At 44.5% G+C, this 21,318-nt stretch carries 18 protein-coding genes; all 18 read left to right on the top strand.

The window, feature by feature from the left end; all coding sequences use genetic code 11:
* Nucleotides 1-126: 126 nt before the first annotated feature.
* Nucleotides 127-1,569, top strand: a complete 1,443-nt coding sequence (locus tag LI091_RS13405) for an efflux RND transporter periplasmic adaptor subunit (RefSeq protein WP_265191250.1) — start codon at nucleotides 127-129, stop codon at nucleotides 1,567-1,569.
* The gene (locus tag LI091_RS13400) at nucleotides 1,566-2,237 is read left to right on the top strand and encodes an ABC transporter ATP-binding protein (RefSeq protein WP_015524653.1); all 672 of its coding nucleotides are present in this window, start codon (nucleotides 1,566-1,568) and stop codon (nucleotides 2,235-2,237) included. The genes LI091_RS13405 and LI091_RS13400 overlap by 4 nt, the downstream gene beginning before the upstream one ends.
* 4 nt (nucleotides 2,238-2,241) lie before the next feature.
* A complete protein-coding gene (locus LI091_RS13395; RefSeq protein WP_265191249.1) occupies nucleotides 2,242-4,323 on the top strand; it encodes a hypothetical protein in 2,082 nt (693 codons plus the stop codon).
* A gap of 21 nt (nucleotides 4,324-4,344) precedes the next feature.
* On the top strand, nucleotides 4,345-5,607 hold the full coding sequence (locus LI091_RS13390; protein ID WP_173739892.1) for an ABC transporter permease: 1,263 nt from the start codon (nucleotides 4,345-4,347) through the stop codon (nucleotides 5,605-5,607).
* A gap of 269 nt (nucleotides 5,608-5,876) precedes the next feature.
* The gene (ptsP, locus tag LI091_RS13385) at nucleotides 5,877-7,493 is read left to right on the top strand and encodes a phosphoenolpyruvate--protein phosphotransferase (RefSeq protein WP_015524657.1); all 1,617 of its coding nucleotides are present in this window, start codon (nucleotides 5,877-5,879) and stop codon (nucleotides 7,491-7,493) included.
* Nucleotides 7,494-7,777: 284 nt separating this feature from the next.
* Nucleotides 7,778-8,647 carry a DegV family protein gene (locus tag LI091_RS13380; RefSeq protein WP_015524658.1) on the top strand — a complete coding sequence of 290 codons (870 nt, stop codon included), beginning with the start codon at nucleotides 7,778-7,780 and terminating at the stop codon, nucleotides 8,645-8,647.
* Nucleotides 8,648-8,686: 39 nt separating this feature from the next.
* Nucleotides 8,687-10,453 carry an arginine--tRNA ligase gene (gene argS, locus LI091_RS13375; RefSeq protein WP_059085563.1) on the top strand — a complete coding sequence of 589 codons (1,767 nt, stop codon included), beginning with the start codon at nucleotides 8,687-8,689 and terminating at the stop codon, nucleotides 10,451-10,453.
* Nucleotides 10,454-10,704: 251 nt separating this feature from the next.
* Nucleotides 10,705-11,970: a serine/threonine protein kinase gene (locus LI091_RS13370; RefSeq protein WP_173746000.1), complete on the top strand. Its 1,266-nt coding sequence runs from the start codon at nucleotides 10,705-10,707 to the stop codon at nucleotides 11,968-11,970.
* Nucleotides 11,948-12,931 (top strand): hypothetical protein, encoded by a 984-nt coding sequence (locus LI091_RS13365; protein ID WP_173746001.1) that lies wholly within the window; start codon nucleotides 11,948-11,950, stop codon nucleotides 12,929-12,931. Before LI091_RS13370 ends, LI091_RS13365 begins: the two co-directional genes overlap by 23 nt.
* Before the next feature lie 46 nt (nucleotides 12,932-12,977).
* Nucleotides 12,978-13,625, top strand: coding sequence for an HAD family hydrolase (locus LI091_RS13360; protein ID WP_059085566.1), 648 nt, complete (start codon nucleotides 12,978-12,980; stop codon nucleotides 13,623-13,625).
* Between the two features lie 32 nt (nucleotides 13,626-13,657).
* Entirely contained in the window at nucleotides 13,658-14,452 is a 795-nt protein-coding gene (locus LI091_RS13355; RefSeq protein WP_265191248.1) for a CPBP family intramembrane glutamic endopeptidase, read from the top strand.
* A 280-nt stretch (nucleotides 14,453-14,732) separates the two neighbouring features.
* Nucleotides 14,733-15,107: a GntR family transcriptional regulator gene (locus LI091_RS13350; RefSeq protein WP_173746002.1), complete on the top strand. Its 375-nt coding sequence runs from the start codon at nucleotides 14,733-14,735 to the stop codon at nucleotides 15,105-15,107.
* Entirely contained in the window at nucleotides 15,100-16,002 is a 903-nt protein-coding gene (locus LI091_RS13345) for an ABC transporter ATP-binding protein (RefSeq protein WP_021650396.1), read from the top strand. Before LI091_RS13350 ends, LI091_RS13345 begins: the two co-directional genes overlap by 8 nt.
* A complete protein-coding gene (locus LI091_RS13340) occupies nucleotides 15,977-18,160 on the top strand; it encodes a DUF6449 domain-containing protein (RefSeq protein ID WP_265191247.1) in 2,184 nt (727 codons plus the stop codon). Before LI091_RS13345 ends, LI091_RS13340 begins: the two co-directional genes overlap by 26 nt.
* Nucleotides 18,160-18,927: a pseudouridine synthase gene (locus LI091_RS13335; RefSeq protein ID WP_265191246.1), complete on the top strand. Its 768-nt coding sequence runs from the start codon at nucleotides 18,160-18,162 to the stop codon at nucleotides 18,925-18,927. The genes LI091_RS13340 and LI091_RS13335 overlap by 1 nt, the downstream gene beginning before the upstream one ends.
* Before the next feature lie 179 nt (nucleotides 18,928-19,106).
* Complete coding sequence (rpsB, locus tag LI091_RS13330) at nucleotides 19,107-19,850, top strand: 30S ribosomal protein S2 (RefSeq protein WP_044960678.1); 744 nt, start codon at nucleotides 19,107-19,109, stop codon at nucleotides 19,848-19,850.
* A gap of 36 nt (nucleotides 19,851-19,886) precedes the next feature.
* On the top strand, nucleotides 19,887-20,825 hold the full coding sequence (tsf, locus tag LI091_RS13325) for a translation elongation factor Ts (protein ID WP_265191245.1): 939 nt from the start codon (nucleotides 19,887-19,889) through the stop codon (nucleotides 20,823-20,825).
* A 305-nt stretch (nucleotides 20,826-21,130) separates the two neighbouring features.
* A partial coding sequence (locus LI091_RS13320) for a hypothetical protein (RefSeq protein ID WP_265191244.1) occupies nucleotides 21,131-21,318 on the top strand: 188 nt, incomplete at its 3' end.

Below are 21,318 nucleotides of genomic sequence, written 5' to 3'. Positions count from 1 at the left end.
CTTTTTTATGAAAAATCTGTGAAATCTGCATCGTTTTCTTCAGGGACTTTTCTTTTTAGAGTGAATCTGCTATGATGTTTGAAGCAACAGATAGTTTTAGTACGATGCTGAGAAAAGGGGACAGATATGAAAAAACGTATTTTGATCGCACTTGGGGTCCTTGTACTTGCAGCCGGTATCGGAGCCGGTGGATGGTATTATTATACACATCATGCAGGGTCCGCAGGAGGCAGCGATATTGTATATGTAACAAAGATAAGCAAGCTTTCGGAAATGGATTCCGGAGTGGAAAACCGATATGCAGGTGTTGTGGAACCGCAGGAAACGGTTCAGGTAAAGATCGAAAGCGGCCGAAAGGTAAAAGAAGTTCAGGTAAAGACCGGTCAGGAAGTCAAGAAAGGGCAGCTTCTTTTTCAGTATGATCTTGGAAGTATCCAGCAAAGTCTTCAGGAAGCACAGCTGGCCTTGGACCGCCTGAAAAACGAACAGTTAAGTATATCTGATCAGATCACTACACTGGAAGCTGAGAAAAAGAAAGCTACAGCAGATAATCAGCTTTCCTATACAATAGAGATCGAAACACAGAAAATGAATCTCAAGAAGAATGAATATGATCAGAAAAGCAAACAGGCAGAGATCGATAAGCTTTCCCAGGCAACGCAGAATACCGAGGTGCGCAGTGAGATCGATGGAGTGATCCAGAAGATCGATACCTCCAAGATGGGCGGTGATGATTCTGAGGGCGTGGAGGATACGCTGACAGAAGGCACGACGGATTCCACAGATTCCAGTTCCGGAAACAGCTCCGGCAATGCATTTATCACGATCCTGAGTACAGGTGCTTATCGTGTAAAGGGAACGGTAAATGAAATAAACCGTGATTCGATCATAGAGGGAACTCCTGTGATCATTCGTTCCAGGGTGGATTCTTCAAAAACCTGGAAGGGCACCATGGGCTCTGTTGACATGGATAATTCTACCAGCAACAGCAGTTCGGATATGGCAATGTTCGGAATGTCCAGTGCCAGTGATGATCAGACATCATCCAGTACCTATCCGTTTTATGTGAATCTGGATTCATCTGAGGGTCTGATGCTGGGGCAGCATGTGTATATTGAACCGGACGAAGGACAGGATGAGAAGAAGTCCGGTATCTGGCTGAACGATTATTTTATCGTGGATGCGGATACAGACAGCCCATATGTCTGGATCGCAAACGGTCAGAACAAGCTGGAGAAGAGAGATGTCATATTAGGACAGTATGATGAAGATCTTGGGGAATATGAGATCGCAGACGGACTTTCTGAAAAAGATAAGATCGCATTTCCGACAGATGAGCTGAAAGAAGGTATGTCTGTCACAGAAGGTACTGCAGATCAGACTACAGCGGCGATGTGGGATGATTCCGAGGATGATGAAAGTATTGATGATTCTGCGTACACGGAAAGTGATGGCTCAGAGCCTGAAATGATCGAAGATGGAGCGATCGACAGTGACATGATGGATGCGACAGACGATATTTCTTCGGGAGATGACCTTGTTCCGATGGAAGGAGCGCCGACAGAATGATTTTGGATTTAAAAGGAATATATAAGGATTATCAACAGGGGAAAATGACGGTACCTGTATTGAAAGATGTAGATTTTTCCATGGAGGAGGGAGAATATGTGGCGATCATGGGACCTTCTGGTTCCGGAAAGACTACACTGATGAATATTATCGGATGCCTGGACAAACCTACCAAGGGAACTTTTCTCCTGAATGGAGAAGATATTGCCAAATGTACAGAGAATGAGATGTCAGATATCCGTCTGAAAACGATCGGATTTGTATTTCAGAGCTTTCATCTCCTTCCAAGGCAGAGTGCGCTGACAAATGTGGAACTGCCGCTGAATTATGCAAGGGTTCCCAAAAAGGAGCGCCGGGAACGTGCACGAAAAGCTCTGGAGCGTGTAGGCCTTGCCGACAGAGTGGATTTTAAGCCCAACCAGCTTTCCGGAGGACAGATGCAGAGAGTGGCTATTGCAAGAGCGATCGTAAACAATCCCAAGCTTTTGCTGGCAGATGAGCCTACCGGGGCACTGGACACGAAATCGGGAGCACAGGTTATGGAACTGTTTCAGAAGCTGAACGATGAGGGAGTTTCTGTGCTGATGATCACACATGACCCGGAGATCGCGGCACATGCCAAACGGGTTGTTATGATCCGTGACGGTGAGCTGCAGGAAAAGAGGTGATAGAATGAAAGTGGTGAAGAGAGTGATCGTTGGTGTACTGGTTGCGGCATTGGCAGCCGGAGGAATCTACACAGGGCTTATGCATGTGAAAGAATCCAAGGTAACAGAGGTGCCGGTAACCAGCGTCAGCAATCTTCAGACGGACTGGTATTCGGAGACAACACTGGATGGAACCATCACCACGAATGTTTCTCAGAATGTAAATATGGATAAAGATATGATCATCGAGAAAATATATGTATCCCAGGGTGATGATGTAAAAAAAGGCGATAATCTGATCTCCTTTGATATGACACTTGTAGAGATGGAACTGAATATTGCAAAGCTGAAACAGCAGAAGCAGGAGCAGGATCTGACCAAAGCACAGAACCGTCTGACAAGTCTTCAGAATGGAGGTCCCATCGAAGACAGTACAGACAGTACTGATGATACGGACCTGAATCTTACAGGTGGTGATACAGGAAATGACGGAGAAATGACAAATACGGATACACCTTCCGGAAGTGACGGAGACGAGGATATGCAGTCAACTACCGGTTCCGCGGCTACTGCAGATGGCAGCTATCTTGCAGCGGCTTCCTCCAGGCCATTACTTCTCAGTGCCTTTACAGATACAGAAGGAGATCTTGAAGATTCTGCAGAGAAAGTTACCGAAGAAATGCCGTCCGGAGAAACGACGGACAGTGAAACAGAGCAGATGACCGGAGATGACACAGCGGATATGGAAGAGGATACAACTGCATCCGATGAGGATCTGATCATGGATCCGACCTACCAGGATCCTACTGCCAATGATATTACAGACGGAGAGACTACGGACTGGGGTTCCGGAGAAGATGACACCCCAACGGTATCTCCGACACCGACTCCCACACTGGGACCCAATGAGCTTCCTGATCCCAATATAACAGAACCGGAAATTCCGGGGATCACAGATGGTGAACCGGAATTTTATCAGAAGCTGGATTATACTTCTCAGCCGTTTACAGGAACCGGTACGGAAGAAGATCCCTATGTTTTTCTTGTAAGCAGTGCCAAAGGCAAAGTTACGGTGATGGGATCCTTCTTTAACAGAATGGCGGGATACAGTGAGGATGGAACCAAAGTGGTCCAGAAAGGCGGTAGCTGGTTCCAGCTGGAGTTTCATGAGAATGATACCATTGCTGATTTTCAAGACAGAACACTTTCCTGTACAGGATATTATCTGATCGATGGAAGTCTTCTTGAAAATCCGGTATATATGTATGCGGAAACAGAATTTACACTGGACGAGGCTTCCAAATATGACAAAAATGATGATGAGATACCGGATGACAGCGGTGATGGAGATGACGGTACTGATGGCACAACCATGTCAAGAGAGGATGCGATCAAGATCCAGAAAAACAAGATCGCAAGTTTGAAACTGGATATTGAGGAAAATAATCTGAAAATCACTAAGCTGGAGAACAAAATAAAAAACAAGCTGATAACAAGCAAACTGGATGGAACGGTTGCTTACATCGGAGATGAAGTCACAGGTTCTTATAATGGAGATGCTTTTCTGAAAGTAAAAAGCAAAGATGGTTTTTATGTTACCGGAACGGTCAGCGAACTGATGCTGGATCAGATGAAGGAGGGAACACTTCTTCAGTGTACCAGTTATAATTCCGGCAGCTTTGAGGCGAAGGTACTGAATGTATCCGATTACCCGGTGGATTCTTCAAATGCTTATTATGGTGGAGATTCTAATCCCAATGTATCGTATTACACCTTTAATGCAGAGATCACAGATCGTTCATTGCAGTTTACCGACCAGGATTATGTGACGGTATCTCTGAAGTCAAATAAACTTGCCGAAGGCAGTATGGTTGTGATGAAGGCATTTATCCGTACGGAAAATGGAACCAGCTATGTATACAAAGACGTGAAGGGAACACTGAAAAAGCAGCAGATCACAGTGGGAAGCATTGTGAACAGCGGATATTATGCAGTTGTAACTTCAGGCCTGAAATCCGATGATCTTCTTGCTTTCCCATATGGTGATGCCGTGAAGGAGGGAGCCAAGACAAAAGAAGTGACTTTGGATGATATGTACAATGAATAAATAACAGGAAGGAGAAATTTCATGTTTGAAAATATACGCCTGGCTTTTCAGGGAATATGGTCACATAAGATGAGATCCTTTCTGACCATGCTGGGTATTATTATTGGTATTGCATCTATTATTGCAATTGTATCTACGATCAAAGGTACCAGTGAGCAGATCAAGGAAGATCTGATCGGGTCCGGAAACAATACCGTACAGGTTATGCTCTATGACGGAGACAGTACATACGATATGGATTATGGTTCTTACGGAAGCTCGGCCACACCGCCGGTTATTTCTGATTCCCAGAAAACGGCGATCGGAGACTTGGATCATGTGATCAGTTCTACATTTTATTACAGCAGCCAGTCTGCCAGTGTTTATTATAAAAACACAAGCTTTCAGGGCGGAACCGTGTACGGGATCGACAGCAATTATCTGAAAACGATGGGATACCTGGTCCAGTCCGGGCGGGGATTTGTACAAAAAGATTATGACAGCTACCGAAAGGTTGCTCTTGTGGATTCCAATGCTGCACAGAATATTTTCGGAAGTGAGAGCCCTGTAGGGAAAACCATTGAGGTGGGATCAGAACCGTATATTATTGTAGGTGTGATCACTCAGAGTGAGGACAGCATGCCGAAGATCAATACGATTTCTGAGTACGAGGAATATTCGCAGACGATCATGGGAAGCGTGATGATCCCGGATATTACCTGGCCTGTTGCATTTAAATTTGATCAGCCGCAAAATGTGACAGTCCGTGCAGACAGCACAGATAATATGAGTTCTGTAGGAAAAGCAGCAGAGGATATTCTGAATACAGGGATCCAGAATGAAAAAAACAAATCGAACTTTAAATATAAAGCGGAAGACATTATGGAGAAGGTCAAGAATCTCCAGAAGCTCAGCGAAAGTACCAATCAGCAGCTGATCTGGATTGCAAGTATCTCCCTGCTTGTTGGTGGTATCGGTGTTATGAATATCATGCTTGTATCTGTCACAGAACGTACCAGCGAGATCGGACTGAAAAAAGCTATCGGAGCAAGAAAAAAAGTGATCTTGGGACAGTTTCTGACGGAAGCTTCGGTGCTGACCAGTATCGGAGGAATCATTGGTGTGGTCCTTGGGATCATCCTGTCAAAAATGGTGTCTCAGGTGTCAGGAGCACCAACAGCCATCAGCGTTCCGGCTATCATCGGCTCTGTGGTATTTTCCATGCTGATCGGTCTGATCTTCGGACTTCTCCCATCTGTAAAGGCAGCTAATCTTAATCCGATCGATGCCCTTCGCAGTGAATAAAAAGATATACATACATATAGCATCTGCAATTGCCGGAAGGATTCCGGCGGCAGATGCTTATTTTTATATCTGAAAGTATTGTTCAGGTTTTATGAAGCTCTGCGGTCTTTATTTTGTCACTTTTGCTGTATATATGACAAAAAAAGAAAGTATAAATAGAGTTTTTACAGGTTTTTTAGAGATCATAAAAAAATCGTGGCAGAATCTTTGGATAGTGTGATATAATACGTCATAAGTGGGCAAATATAAAAACAGAAGGAGATAATTTCATGAAGGTTTTGGAAGGTAAATCTGTATTTTCCGGTATTGCGATCGGTAAGATCTCAATCCTCCAGAAAGTTGACGCCAGTGTTAAACGTGTTCACGTGGAGGATCCGGAAGAAGAGGTAAAGCGTGTGGAGGCAGCCAGAGAGCAGGCTGTGGCACAGCTTCAGAAGCTTTATGACAAGGCTCTTCAGGAAGTTGGAGAGTCCGGAGCGGCAATCTTTGAGGTTCATCAGATGATGCTGGATGATGATGACTATCTGGATTCCATCCACAACATTATCCGTACAGAGTCTGTAAATGCAGAATATGCGGTTGCAACAACTGGTGATAACTTCTCATCAATGTTCGCACAGATGGACGACGATTATATGAAAGCAAGAGCAGCTGATGTAAAGGATATCTCAGACCGTCTGGTACGTGTGCTTTCCGGCCATGGAGATGGAGAGCTTGAAGCATCCGAGCCGGTGATCGTAGTTGCAGAGGATCTTGCACCAAGTGAGACTGTACAGATGGATAAGAGCAAGGTTCTTGCTTTTGTCACAAGAAAAGGTTCTTCTAACTCACATACTGCGATTCTTGCGAGAACCATGAATATTCCGGCGCTGATCAATATTGAATACGATGAGTCCATGGACGGTAAGATGGCAGTCGTAGACGGAAAGAGCGGAAATCTGATCGTTGAGCCGGATGCAGAGACCCTTAAAAAATATGAGGATATGCGTGCCGATGAACTTGCACAGCGTGCAATGCTCAAAGAACTGAAAGGTAAAGAAACTGTTACCAAGAGCGGTCGTAAGCTCCACCTTTATGCCAACATCGGAAGTACAGGTGATGTTGCGAATGTACTTGCCAATGATGCGGAAGGCATCGGACTTTTCCGAAGTGAGTTCGTATACCTGGAAAAAGAAGACTATCCTACAGAGGAAGAGCAGTTCCAGGTTTACAAGACCGTAGCTCAGAATATGGCCGGCAAAAAAGTTATCATTCGTACTCTGGATATCGGAGCGGACAAGCAGATCGATTATTTCAATATGGCGCATGAGGAAAACCCTGCAATGGGATATCGTGCGATCCGTATCTGTCTGGACCGTCCGGAAGTATTTAAGACACAGCTGAGAGCACTTTTCCGCGCAAGCATGTTCGGAAATATTTCCATCATGTATCCGATGATCATCTCTGTAACAGAGGTGAAGCAGATCAAGGCCATTGTAGCAGAAGTAAAAGCAGAGCTTAAGGAACAGGGGATCCCGTTCCGTGATGACGTGGAGCAGGGTATCATGATCGAGACTCCGGCAGCTGTTATGATCAGTGATCTTCTTGCAAAAGAGGTTGATTTCTTCAGTATCGGAACCAATGATCTGACCCAGTATACACTGGCTATTGACCGTCAGAATGCAAAGCTTGACAACATTTATGATTCCCATCATGAGGCAGTTCTCCGTATGATCCAGATGGTTGTGGATAATGCACACAAAGAAGGTATCTGGGCCGGAATCTGTGGTGAGCTTGGTGCGGACACTACACTTACTGAGAGATTTGTAGAGATGGGACTGGATGAGTTGTCCGTATCTCCGACATTTGTTCTTCCGGTTCGAAAGATCGTAAGAGAAATGAAATAAAACACAGATCATAAATAGATAAGGATATTTTTGATAAATAGTGTGACAGCTGCTGTGCATAAATATTTGTATGGCAGCTGTTTTTTTAGTTACTGTTCACTGGTAATATTCCGCGAGGTATTTTTTGTGAGCGAAGGTCACAGAAAATTTCCAATTGTGATATAGAAAAAAATATGATACACTAACATCATGGCTTTCTACAGCAGTTCAAAGAATTAGTTCATCAGGGGCTGATGCATTAATTCTTTGAACTGTGAGATAACAGACCAGGAGGAGAGAAAAGAATGGGCAAAATTGCCATTGTAACAGACAGCAACAGCGGTATCACACAGGCCCAGGCAGAAGAGCTTGGCGTTTATGTGATACCGATGCCGTTTTATATTAATGAAAAAATGTATCTTGAAGGTGTAACTCTCACACAGGAAGAGTTTTATGAGAAGCTTAAGAAGGATGAACCGATCTCCACATCTCAGCCAAGTCCGGCTGATCTCTGTGATCTGTGGGACAAGCTTCTGAGAGATTATGAGGAAATCGTTCATATTCCGATGTCAAGCGGACTGAGTGCATCCTGTTCTACTGCAATGGGACTTGCTATTGATTATAATGGTCGTGTTCAGGTAGTGGACAATCAGCGGATTTCCGTAACACAGAGACAGTCTGTAATGGATGCTAAGATGCTTGCCGAGGCAGGAAAAAGTGCTGCAGAGATCAAGAAGATCCTTACAGATCAGAAACTCGATTCCAGTATTTATATCACACTTGACACCCTGAAATATCTGAAAAAAGGTGGCAGGATCACACCGGCAGCAGCAGCCATCGGAACGGTTCTGAACCTGAAGCCTGTACTTCAGATCCAGGGAGAGAAGCTGGATGCCTACGCCAAGGTCCGTGGCAAGAAGCAGGCCAAACGTGCCATGCTGAAGGCAATGAAGAATGATTGGGAAACACGTTTTAAGGAATACGCATCTGACGGTGAGATGTGTCTTCAGGCTGCTTATACAGGAAATCTGGAAGAAGCAGAAGAATTTAAAAAAGAGATCCAGGAGGTATTTCCGGGAATGGAGATACATATGGATCCCCTTTCTTTAAGTGTTGCCTGCCATATCGGTTATGGTGCCCTTGCAGTCGCATGTTCAAGAAAAGTGACGTTATAAGCATAAAATACAGAAACAAAGATATGAGGAGTTTGAAACATGAAGAAGATTATGGAACAGATGGCGGAAGAACTTTCCGCAGCATTTGAAAAAGCAGGTTATGATCCGTCCTACGGAAAAGTTACTGTTTCCAACAGACCGGACTTATGTGAGTATCAGTGTAACGGTGCTATGGCAGGAGCCAAAGCATATCACAAGGCACCGTTTATGATCGCTGATGATGTGGTAGCACAGCTGTCAGACAGCCGGATCTTTTCCAGAGCAGAAGTTGTAAAGCCTGGATTTATCAACCTGGATGTGAAACCGGAATTTGTTGCAGAATACATGAATAAGATGGCAGAGGACGAGAAGCTTTCTGTTGAGACTGCCAAGAATCCGAAGACGATCATTATCGACTATGGCGGACCAAACGTTGCCAAGCCGCTTCACGTAGGACATCTCCGTTCTGCGATCATCGGTGAGAGCATCAAGCGTATCGGACGTTTTGTAGGACATAAGGTGATCGGTGATGTACATCTTGGAGACTGGGGCCTTCAGATGGGACTGATCATCACCGAGCTGAAACACCGGAAACCGGAGCTGGTATATTTTGATGACAGCTTTACCGGTGAATATCCGGCAGAAGCACCGTTTACTATCAGCGAGCTGGAAGAGATCTATCCATGTGCCAGTGGGAAGTCCAAAGAGGATGAGGCTTACCGTAATGAGGCACTGGAGGCAACCCACCTTCTTCAGCAGGGTAAACCCGGATACATGGCTCTCTGGAACCACATCATGAATGTATCTGTAACAGACCTTAAGAGAAACTACGCGAATCTGAACGTAGACTTTGACCTCTGGAAAAAAGAATCCGATGCACAGCCATACATTCCGGATATGGTAGAGGATATGAAGAAGCGAGGATTTGCCTATGAGGACCAGGGTGCTCTTGTTGTAGATGTAAAAGAAGAGAGTGATACCAAGGAGATCCCTCCATGTATGCTTTTGAAATCAGACGGAGCTTCTCTCTATACGACCACAGACCTTGCTACTATCGTAGAGCGTATGAAACTCTTTCAGCCGGATGAGATCCTTTATGTTGTTGACAAGCGTCAGGAGCTGCATTTTATCCAGGTATTCCGCTGCGCAAGAAAAACCGGTCTTGTAAATCCGGAGACCAAGCTTTCCTTCCTTGGTTTCGGTACCATGAATGGAAAAGACGGTAAACCGTTTAAGACAAGAGAAGGCGGTGTTATGCGTCTGGAGAACCTGATCGCAGATATTGATGAGGAAATGTATCGTAAGATCGTGGAGAATCGCAGTGTAAAAGATAAAGATGCAAAGGATACTGCCAAGATTGTAGGACTTTCCGCAATCAAATACGGAGATCTTTCCAACCAGGCGACCAAGGATTACATCTTTGATGTTGACCGCTTTACATCCTTTGAGGGAAATACAGGTCCGTATATCCTTTATACTATCGTTCGTATTAAGTCGATCCTGAACCGTTATGTACAGGAGGGGGGAGATTTAAGTACAGGTAAGATCCTTCCGGCAGTCAATGCCAGTGAGAAGAACCTGATGCTTCAGCTTTCCGGCTTTGCGGCAATGGTTGAGAACGCTTTTGAAGAAAAAGCACCACATAAGATCTGTGCATATATCTATGAGGTATCCAATGCATTTAACAGCTTTTACCATGAGACCAAGATCTTAAGCGAAGAGGATCAGGCACAGAAGGAATCCTTCCTTCAGCTGCTCCAGCTTACAAGAAGAGTGCTTGAGACAAGCATCGATCTTCTTGGATTCTCTGCACCGGATCGTATGTAAGGTATAGCTTTGCAGATACAAACACTATGAATAATGACAGACCGCCGGATAAAGAGACATTTTTGTCTGCTATATTCGGCGGACTTTTTTATATAGAAAGTTCTTTGCAAAAAGAACAGGACGTGCTATAATAGGACTTATCCTAAACGAGGGCAGATCACGAATTTCTGCCTGACTATAAGTTATCTGATTTTTTTCAAACCGGAATTCACCGGATTATCCCAAATCAATAAGAAATGTAATTATAAATATTGTCTGACAGAAATGAGAGGAAGGTGATCTGTCTGATCGGAAATGTTCTGAAAGAACGTTATTGCATTGTAGAACAAATTGGACATGGCGGAGGTGGAAGCCTTTATCTGGCAAAAGATATGGAGCTTGGTATCTGCCGTGCAGTGAAAGAGATACCGATCGCAAAGAAAAAAGAAGCCAGACTCATGCAGCATCTGGAATATCCTGCAATACCGAAGATTATCGATTATGTGGAAACAGGGGAGTACTGTTATCTGATCATGGAATATATCAAGGGTCAGTCGCTGGGAGAACTTCTCCGTTCAGGAAAACGGTTTTCTTTACGGGAAATCCTTGCTCTGGGAAAGGAGATTGCCAGAGTATTGGAATATCTTCACAGTCGGAAGCCACCGGTCTGTTACGGGGACCTGAAACCGGATAATCTTATGTTTTCTGAAACCGGGCATCTGTATCTGATAGATCTTGGAAGTGCCATGTTCGATCATGGAAAAAGAAAACAGATCTGTGAAGGAACGAAAGGCTATGCGGCGCCGGAGCAGTATCAGGGCTACTTAAGACCGGGAAGTGATATTTATGCTCTGGGGAAGACCCTGGAAAAGCTTTGCGGAAAAAAGAAATGGCAGTGGTTTTTATATCCGGATTTTTTCTGGCTTCTGTTCCGATGTACCAGAAAACAGGAAAAATACAGATATTCGGATATGTCAGTGGTTCAGAAGAAAATCCAAAAGCTGGAAAACAGATATCGGATGATCACTTGGAGAAAACGATTTCTGGAAGCGGCAGCTGCAGGGATTCTGATAGGAACACTGATCTTGATAGCAGGATTGCTGAAAACGGAAGAATTTTCTGTGGCGATCTCAGAAGTAACAGATTTGTATTACGAAGCCAGACAGTATCCGGAAGACTCAAAAAATCGGGAAAAGTGCTGTATGGCAGCGGAAAAGAGACTCCAGAGGTTAAGTAGAAATTATGGGGAAAAAGAACAGCAGCGTCGTATTGAGCTATTGCTGGCATGGAATGCGGAGCTTTTGTGTGAACCGGAAAAAGCGGCTTTATATTATGAAAATCTTCTTCTGTATGATGCAGAATATCCTGTGGCCTACGGGGAATATGGGATGTTTCTTATTCGGACCGGTCAGAAAGAGGCCAGCAGAAAGCTGTGGGAAGATTATAAAGAGAAAGAAAAAGCGGAATTACTGGATGACAGTGAAAGCAGAAATCTGCAGCTTTGGGAGGAGATCAATGAGAAAAAGAAGAGAAAGTGATCAGAAAAAACCAAAAGAAATGAAAATTCCTAGTAGGAAAACCTGTTTTATTGTTTTGTTTCTGCTGGTCTTATGCAGCTGGATGATCCCTTCCATTGCTGTCTATGGATTTGATGTGTCAGGAATGGATAGTTCTGATACCGGTGGATTTGATATGAATGTGGGAGAAGGAACCGGACAGCTGCCGGAAGACTGGGAAGAAAGCTATGCAGGAGAAGGAAGTGATGATAGTAATTGGAACAGAGAAGAAGGAAATACTGAGGAGTATTCCGCTGCCTGGGCAGAATCGGAGAATGATCAGGAGGAGTCTGCACAATGGAATTTAGATTTTCAGACAGATGAGGTACGTTCTCAGGAAGAAAGCTTTATGGAAAATGGAGAAGATCCGGGGGTCGGGGGAGAAGGCTATGAAGTTCAGGAACCGGATATCAGACAAGATGAAAATCCGGGGATAACTATTCCGGAAGAAGCAGAGATAGCTGATACGCTTGCGGAAAAACTGACGGAAACGCCGATACCAACAAAACTGCCAATACTGACTGAACAACCAATCCCCATACAGACAGTGACAGCCAGTCCATCTGTAACGTTGACTCAAAAACCAGTTCGAAAGTCAGTGACAGATGCATCAAAGAGGGAGAAAAAGCAAAATCCGGCATTATCTTACTATCGGACAGAACCAACAGGAACGTCGGATAGGAAAAAAGAAAAAGAGCAAAAACCGGTGATCCGAATGAAAACAGACGGTAACAGGATCCGGATAGAGATCAGTCCGGATATTCCGTTCCAGATCCTTTCATTTCGGATCAATGGAAAAGAATGTGATTTTTACTGGCAAGGAAAAAAGCTTCTGGCGGAATTACCGAAAAAAAGCAGAAATCCCTGGAAAGCAGAACTCATGGGTTTTGTGAAATCCGGGAAGCTGTACTATGAAACCATGGACTTACCAGAAAAACAGTGATACAATAGGCATACTTACTGATTATTTTATACAACAGGAGGAATTTATGTATAAGGCAATCTTTTTTGATCTGGACGGAACACTGACAGAATCCGGAGAGGGGATTACGAAATCTGTACAGTATGCATTGGAGAAACTTGGAGTTTCGGCACCGGAGCTGGAGCCATTGAAGGTTTTTGTGGGGCCGCCGCTTCTGGAACAGTTTATGAAATATGCGGGATTTGATAAAGAGACAGCACAGAAGGGAATTGAATATTACAGAGAGCGGTATTCAGAAAAAGGAATGTATGAGAACACCGTTTATCCCGGTGTGGAAAACACTCTGGCAGAACTGAAACGTCGTGGTTACAGACTGGCTGTGGCGTCTGCGAAACCGACCTTTTACGTAACACAGATCATGGACCATTTTAATCTGAGCCGGTACTTTGAGGTGATCGCCGGGACGGACCTCAATGGACCGAAAGTAACCAAATCTCAGGTGATCGAGGAAGCTCTGGAAAGAATGAGCCTTTCTGACCATCGTGACCAGGTGATCATGGTGGGTGACAGAGAACATGACATTCTCGGAGCCAGACGATGCGGGATCCAGTGTGTGGCTGTATCTTACGGATATGGAAGCAGAGAAGAACTGGAAAAGGCACAGCCTCTTCAGATCGTAGCTTCCGCAGATGAACTTCTGAATTTTTTCGTCTGACCCCTCTGCACAGACAGAATATTTTTCAAATAGTGTGGAGGGAGCTTTATCCGGCAGGAATCCATTATCTTATCGGACAGATCCTCGGAAGCGCCGTGCTTCTCTGGCTGACAGGGCATGTCGGCAATGCACAGGAAAGGTACTATAGTTATACGCTGGTGATCACCGGACTTACCGGAGTGTTGGTTATGTTTCCGGCAGTATATTTTTACCGGAAGGATCGTATAGGAAGGCTGATCGGCGGTTTGACTTCCGTTGAGGAACAAAGGCTATCTATTCCTGAAATGCTGCTTCTTCTTGCTGCTGGAGCCGGATTTGCCCAGTATGCCAATGTGCTGGTGGCGATCCTGCAGAACTGGATCTCATCTAGCTATGGAGAGACGATGACGAAGATTACCTCAGGAAAGAGTTTGTTTATGATGATCTTCTGGATGGGTATCATAGCGCCTGTTGCGGAAGAAATGATCTTTCGCTGGCTGATCTATCTGCGATTTCGGGATCACTTTTCAGTGCTGGTTTCCGCTGTGATCTCTGCGGCGTTTTTCGGAATTTATCACGGAAATGTCCTGCAGGCTGTGTATGCGTTTGTTCTGGGAGGGATTTTTGCGTGGTTTCTGGAGATGGGAGGTAATAAGTGGACCAGTGTGCTGATGCACATCGGAGCCAATACCTGGATACTTATTTTCAGTGAATACGCCCAGACTCTGGTGGAAAAAGTCGGAGCAGGAAGCTTTCTGATGATCTATGGTGTTTTTGCGGCAGCGATGATCGGAGGATATCAGTATTTTGCACGCCGGGGAGAAAAACGTGGCTACCGGGCTGTCTGATCCAATGTGGATCACGAATATCTGCCTGCTACTGGATCAGGCAGAGTGATAGATGAATATTTGCTTTACAGAGAATCTGTAGTGGAATCATAGTATAAGGATGCCATTACAGATTTTTTTTATAAAAATATGCCGGAATCTTTTGCTGCCGGTAAATTTATATAGATTTTATATTTATTTAAGAGACCATTTCTTGCGTACCTTTGTATCATGTGCTATCATAAGTGTATTAAAAGAATTAATACACTTAATACACAGATTACAGAGAAAGGAGCGTCGTATGATATTCTTGGACTATCAGGACAGCCGTCCCATTTACGAGCAGATCGTAGAGAAATTCCGGATGCTGATCCTGTCAGGAGCTGTGGAGCCATCTTCCAAGATGCCGTCTGTGCGGCAGCTGGCCGTGGAATTATCCATCAATCCCAATACCATCCAGCGGGCATATATGGAACTGGAGCAGCAGGGGCTGATCTGTCCGGTGAAGGGAAAAGGCAGTTTTGTCACAGACAGCAGCAGGATCAGGCAGATCGGTATGGAAGAAACCTTAAGTGAGCTGAAAAAGATCACAGAAAAGGGAATGGCTCTGGGAGTAGGGGAGGAAGAAATGATCGGTGTGATCCGCTTATGCTATAAGGAGGGAAACAATGATTGAGATAAAAAACTGCAGCAAAGCTTTCGGTAAGATACAGGCAGTAAATAAGGTCACCATGGATATCGGGGAACGGGAGGTTTTTGGACTGATCGGCTCCAACGGTGCGGGAAAAAGTACTCTGCTCCGTATCATGGCCGGGATCATCCGTCAGGACAGAGGAGAGGTGCTGATGGATGAAGAACCGGTTTTTGAAAATGAAAGGATCAAAGAGCATTTTTTCTACATCCCGGACGATGCATATATTCCGGCAAATTACAATGCTCTGGACATGGCAGAATTTTACCGTTGTATTTATCCGGGATTTCAGCAGGCGCGTTTTGAGACAATGATGAAGCAGTTTCATCTGGATGGAAAACGAAAAATCAGCACTTTTTCCAAGGGAATGAAGAAACAGCTTCTGGTGATCCTGGGAATCAGTACAGGGACGAAATATCTGTTTTGTGATGAAACCTTTGATGGCCTGGACCCGGTAATGCGCCAGGCAGTAAAAAGTATTTTTGCATCGGAGATCATGAGTCGTGAATTTACGCCGGTGATCGCTTCCCATAATCTCCGTGAGCTGGAAGATATCTGCGATCACATCGGGCTTCTTCATCAGGGAGGAATTCTCCTTTCCAGAGATCTGGAGGATATGAAATTCCATATCCATAAGATCCAGTGTGTACTTACTGACAAAAAGAAAGAAGAAGAATTAAAGAAAGAGCTGGATGTTTTGAAAACAGAGCATCAGGGCTCCCTGTTGCTTATTACTGCGAGGGGAACAAGAAGAGAAATCATGGAGAAGATACAGGCAAAAAATCCTCTTTTCTGCGAAGTGCTCCCACTGACTCTGGAAGAAATATTTATCAGCGAAACGGAGGTGGCAGGCTATGAAGTCAAAAATTTATTCCAGTGAGTATATGAAATCCTCTTCCAAAGGACAAAGATGGATCCCGGCATTTGCCATGATCGCATTTCTCCTTGCATTTCCGGTAGCGGAACTTATTCTGATGGGAAAATGGAATGAGCGCAGTTATACTCAGAGTCAGCTTTCCTATCTGTATTCCAGCCTGTGGAGCAGTGACTTTCTCACAATGGGAGCAGCTGTGGCTGCGGTAACCGCATTTTTTGCAGCAGTAAGCGGCTTCTGGTATCTGTATTCCCCGAGAAAAGTGGATTTCTATCACAGCCTTCCGGTAAAGCGAAGTGCACTGTTTCTGCACAGAGTATTGTTGGCTGTTCTTTATTATCTGGTGCCATATGTGATCATGGAATTTGCTGCGGTATGCATCGGGGCAGCCAGAGGATATTACAGCCTTTCCATTATGAAAAAGGCACTGATCCTGCTGGTGCTCCATCTCCTGATGTATCTTCTGGTGTATTTTTCCACAGTGCTGGTGATCGCCTGCACCGGTACCATGTTGATGGGAGCACTTGCATGGGCAGGGCTGTTTACCTACAGTATCGTTCTGGCAGTGATGCTGCAGTTAAGCGGACATTTATTTTTTGATACCTGGTACGAGGGCAGTTACGGAATTCTGGCAGCAGTGCGGAATCTGGGATCTCCTCTTATGGTGATCGTAAGCTTTATAGATAGATACAGCAGCGGAAGCTTTGGAAAGCATTTGCTGATACTGATCCTCACGCTGTTTATCATGGCAGCACTTTCCTGGATGGCATTTTGCAGACGAAGGTCAGAGAATACCGGAAAAGCTCTGGTATATACCTGGATGGAGCCGGTCTTAAGTGCCCTGATCACAATACCATTCGGACTGGGGATCGGTCTGATCTTTTATATGATTCCGGAAGATTCATCCAAAACAGCATGGTGGATCTTCGGAATGATACTGGGAACGATCCTGGTCCATGGAATTCTGGAAGTGATCTATGAAATGGATTTTCGCAGATTTTTCCGCAGAAAAGTGCAGCTTATGATCCTTGGAGGTGTTGTGGCAATCTGTGCGCTGACCATGAAAATGGATCTTCTGGGATATGACAGTTATTTTCCGGCTTATGACAATCTTCAGGGAGTTGTGATAAATGTAAGCAATCTTTCATATACAGAGCAGCTTTGCAATGTGGAAAAAAAAGAAAACGGAATCTATAAGATCCGGTATACTGCCACCTCAGACAATAGTTCCGGTCTGCTGGATCAGCCGGTGATGAAAAGTAAAGCATTATATAACAGTCTGAAGGATATCAGGCTTCAGAATGAAAAAGGAAAAAAATCAGGAAGGCGCATGTATGTGCGCTACATAAATAAACAGGGATTCAGTGTATGCAGAGGCTATATTGTATCCTCTGCACAGGCACAGAATCTTATGGAAGCCCTGTATGATGAGCAGACATGGAAAGAAGACAGATATTCATTTTTTCAGCTGGACAAACAGTATCTGAAAGAGGTCACCGGTATTTTCTGTGACGGAGATATTCAAACCTTATTTGAGAAAAATGCAGAGAAGCGTCAGGCGCTGGCAGAGGCGCTGAGAAAGGACATTCTGGAAAACGGCGGTCAGACAGTAAAAGACCAGCCATGTGCAATGCTGATGTTCGATTATACGGGAATTCCGTCAGAAGGCTACATGGATGAATGGGGAATGAATGTACCGGCTGTGCAGGAAGGAGAGAATGTGTCCACATCCGTTCTGGTGTATCCGTCATATAAGAGAACACTTGCAATTTTGGAAGAAACAGGATATCCTCTTTCTATGGATGAGCTGTCTGTTGAGTATATTGATGTTTATTACTTCAGCTCCGAAGCTGCCGGCGAAGATGATGAAGCTTTTTCCGACACTGAGCCCATTTCGGATCTTGAAGAAACAGATAACGGTTATAAAGTCCGTTACGATAAAAAGGAACAGCTGGAAGCCCTGAAAAAATGTATCCGTCCATCACAGCTGGTAAACGGATGGACTATCTGGAATGCAGATGCCACAATGGAAGTGGTTCTGGAAGGACAAGAGAGCACCGGCGGGGATTCCGGACTTTATATGACATTTGCCGGTGAGATCCCGGATTTTATCAGAGCAGATGCAAAGGCAGCCCATGTAACAGAATGGGAGGTAAATGATTAATGGAAAAACCAGTCCGGCTGGATAAATTTCTGGCAGATGCCGGCGCAGGTACAAGAAGCGAGGTAAAAAAATACATACAGAAGGGTCAGGTGCAGGTTAACGGGAAATCTGTGAAGAAACCGGAGCTGAAAGTAACAGAAGAAGATCAGGTGGTTATGAACGGGCAGGAGATCCATGCTGCACCGGAATATGTATACTATCTTTTTAACAAGCCGGCAGGCTGTGTCAGCGCAACGGAGGACTTCAGAGATAAAACGGTTCTTGACTACATTGAAGAGAAAGACAGAAGAAAGGGTCTTTTTCCGGTGGGACGCCTGGATAAAGATACAGAAGGCTTCATTCTGATCACAGATGACGGTCCTCTGGCACACGAGCTTCTTTCTCCGAAAAAGCATGTGGACAAGACCTACTATGCAAAAGTATCTGGGAAAGTGACAGAAGAAGATGTTGTGAAGCTGGCAGAAGGCGTGGATATCGGGGAAAAAGATCTCACACGACCGGCAAGGCTGGAGATCCTTTCTACCTGGGAGTCCGGTACAGAATCTGCAGAAGCCGGTAAGAATTGGGAATCTGAGATCCGACTTACTATCCACGAGGGAAAATTCCATCAGGTAAAACGGATGATGGAGGCACTGGGAAAAAAAGTAACTTATTTGAAAAGACTATCCATGGGGCCGCTGGCGCTTCCTTCAGATCTTCCGACAGGAAAATATCGTTCGCTCACCGAAAAAGAGCTGGAGCTTCTGAAGTCTGCCGGAAACCGCTGAAAAACAGAAAAAAATTGGAAAAATCCCCTTTACATAAGGGGATTTTCTATGCTATAATTCAGAAGTTGCAAAAATAAGCACGCACGGCGATTCTATAAGGATGGTGCCCTACGGTGTGAGGATGGGTCCAGAGAGAAGGCGACCTGTGCGGAAGAATTTAACCAAAAAGGAGAAAAGACATGAGCGTTATTTCAATGAAGCAGCTTTTAGAGGCAGGTGTTCATTTCGGACATCAGACAAGAAGATGGAACCCTAAAATGGCTCCGTACATCTACACAGAGAGAAATGGTATCTATATCATTGATCTTCAGCAGTCTGTAGGAATGGTTGACGATGCTTACAATGCAGTAGCAGATATCGTTGCCAACGGTGGACACATCCTTTTCGTAGGAACTAAGAAACAGGCTCAGGATGCTATCCGTACAGAGGCAGAGCGTTGTGGAGAGTTCTTCGTAAATGAGAGATGGCTTGGTGGTATGCTTACAAACTTCAAGACAATCCAGAGCCGTATCGCAAGACTGAAAGAGATCGAGACAATGGAAGCTGACGGAACATTCGACGTACTTCCTAAGAAAGAAGTTATCGAGCTTCGCAAAGAGCTTGTTAAGCTTCAGAAGAACCTTGGCGGAATCAAAGAGATGAAGAGAATCCCGGATGCTATCTTTATCGTAGATCCTAAGAAAGAGAGAATCTGCGTACAGGAGGCTCATACACTTGGAATCCCGCTTATCGGTATCTGCGATACTAACTGTGATCCGGAAGAGCTTGACTATGTGATCCCGGGAAATGACGATGCTATCCGTGCAGTAAAACTCATCGTTTCCAAGATGGCTGACGCTGTTATCGAGGCTAAGCAGGGAACTGCTGAGGCAGATGGCGAGATCGAGGCTGAGTCTGAGGAGTTTGCAGCTACAGAGGAATAATTCGTATAAACAGAATATTTCAGGAGGAAACGAACAATGGCTATTACAGCAGCACAGGTAAAAGAGTTAAGAGAGATGACCGGCGCCGGAATGATGGATTGTAAGAAAGCTCTTACATCTACAGATGGTGATATGGATAAAGCAGTTGAGTTCCTGCGTGAGAAGGGTCTTGCTACAGCACAGAAGAAAGCAAGCCGTATCGCAGCAGAGGGTCTTTGCAAAACTCTGGTAACAGAGGATGGAAAGAAAGCAGTCGTTGTTGAGGTTAATGCTGAGACAGACTTCGTTGCAAAGAACGAGAAGTTCCAGGGCTATGTTGCAGATGTTGCAGCACAGGCACTTAACACAACAGCAGCTGATATCGATGCTTTCCTTGCTGAGGCATGGGCACTTGATACAACCAAGACTGTAAAAGAGGCTCTTGCAGCTCAGATCGCAGTAATCGGCGAGAACATGAACATCCGTAGATTTGCTCAGGTTGAGGAGCAGAACGGATTCATCGCTTCCTACACTCATATGGGTGGAAAGATCGGCGTTCTTGTAGACGTTGAGACAGATGTTGTTAACGATGCTGTTAAAGAGATGGCTAAGAACGTAGCTATGCAGATCGCAGCTCTGAAACCGCAGTACACAAGCGACAAGGAAGTAAGCGCTGACTATATCGAGCATGAGAAAGAGATCCTTATGGCTCAGATCCAGAACGACCCGAAGGAGTCCCAGAAACCGGCTAAGGTTATCGAGGGAATGATCACAGGACGTATCAAGAAAGAGCTCAAAGAGATCTGCCTTCTTGACCAGACATACGTAAAAGCAGAGGACGGAAAACAGTCCGTTGCTAAATACGTAGAGCAGGTAGCAAAAGAGAACGGCGCTAAGCTCCAGATCAAAGGCTTCGTTCGCTACGAGACAGGCGATGGTCTTGAGAAGAAAGAAGAGAACTTCGCTGAGGAAGTTGCAAAACAGATGGGTAAATAATCCATTAACTTAAGTTTTCATTATATTATTTTAATAAGTCTGAATTTAAGTATTTAAAAACCTTGAAAGCCGATGGTGTAGATTGATAACAGTCAAAGCCATCGGTTTTCTTTATCCAAATATCTTGGACACTCTGTCAAATATATTCTCTGGTTCTTCCTGCCACATCAAAATAAGTATGCTCATGCATTGACAGAGATAATCGATACTTTCAAAACGCCTAAATGTCACGGCCTGCGCCTGTTTCCGCTTATAATTCCTCACTATTTGTGCCGCCAGCCAAAGGCGGCGGAATGGAGATTTTTATGAAATATACCCAGGATAATGGAAAAATTAAATTATGTGAAACTGATAATATGGATCATCTCGTGCGGTTAACACAAGCGTTGAATGAAAATAATATTCTTTACGAAACGAGATTGAAAAAAGGAACATTTATCAATAATCTTTTTTTCTTGATTTTTTATCATACTTTTGCATCGGGAATTGATCA

This window comes from Blautia sp. MSK20_18 (assembly GCF_020553125.1).
Taxonomy (GTDB): Bacteria; Bacillota; Clostridia; order Lachnospirales; family Lachnospiraceae; genus Blautia_A; species Blautia_A fusiformis.
Note: the sequence above shows the minus strand (reverse complement) of the source record. Positions and strands in the feature narration are given on the sequence as shown.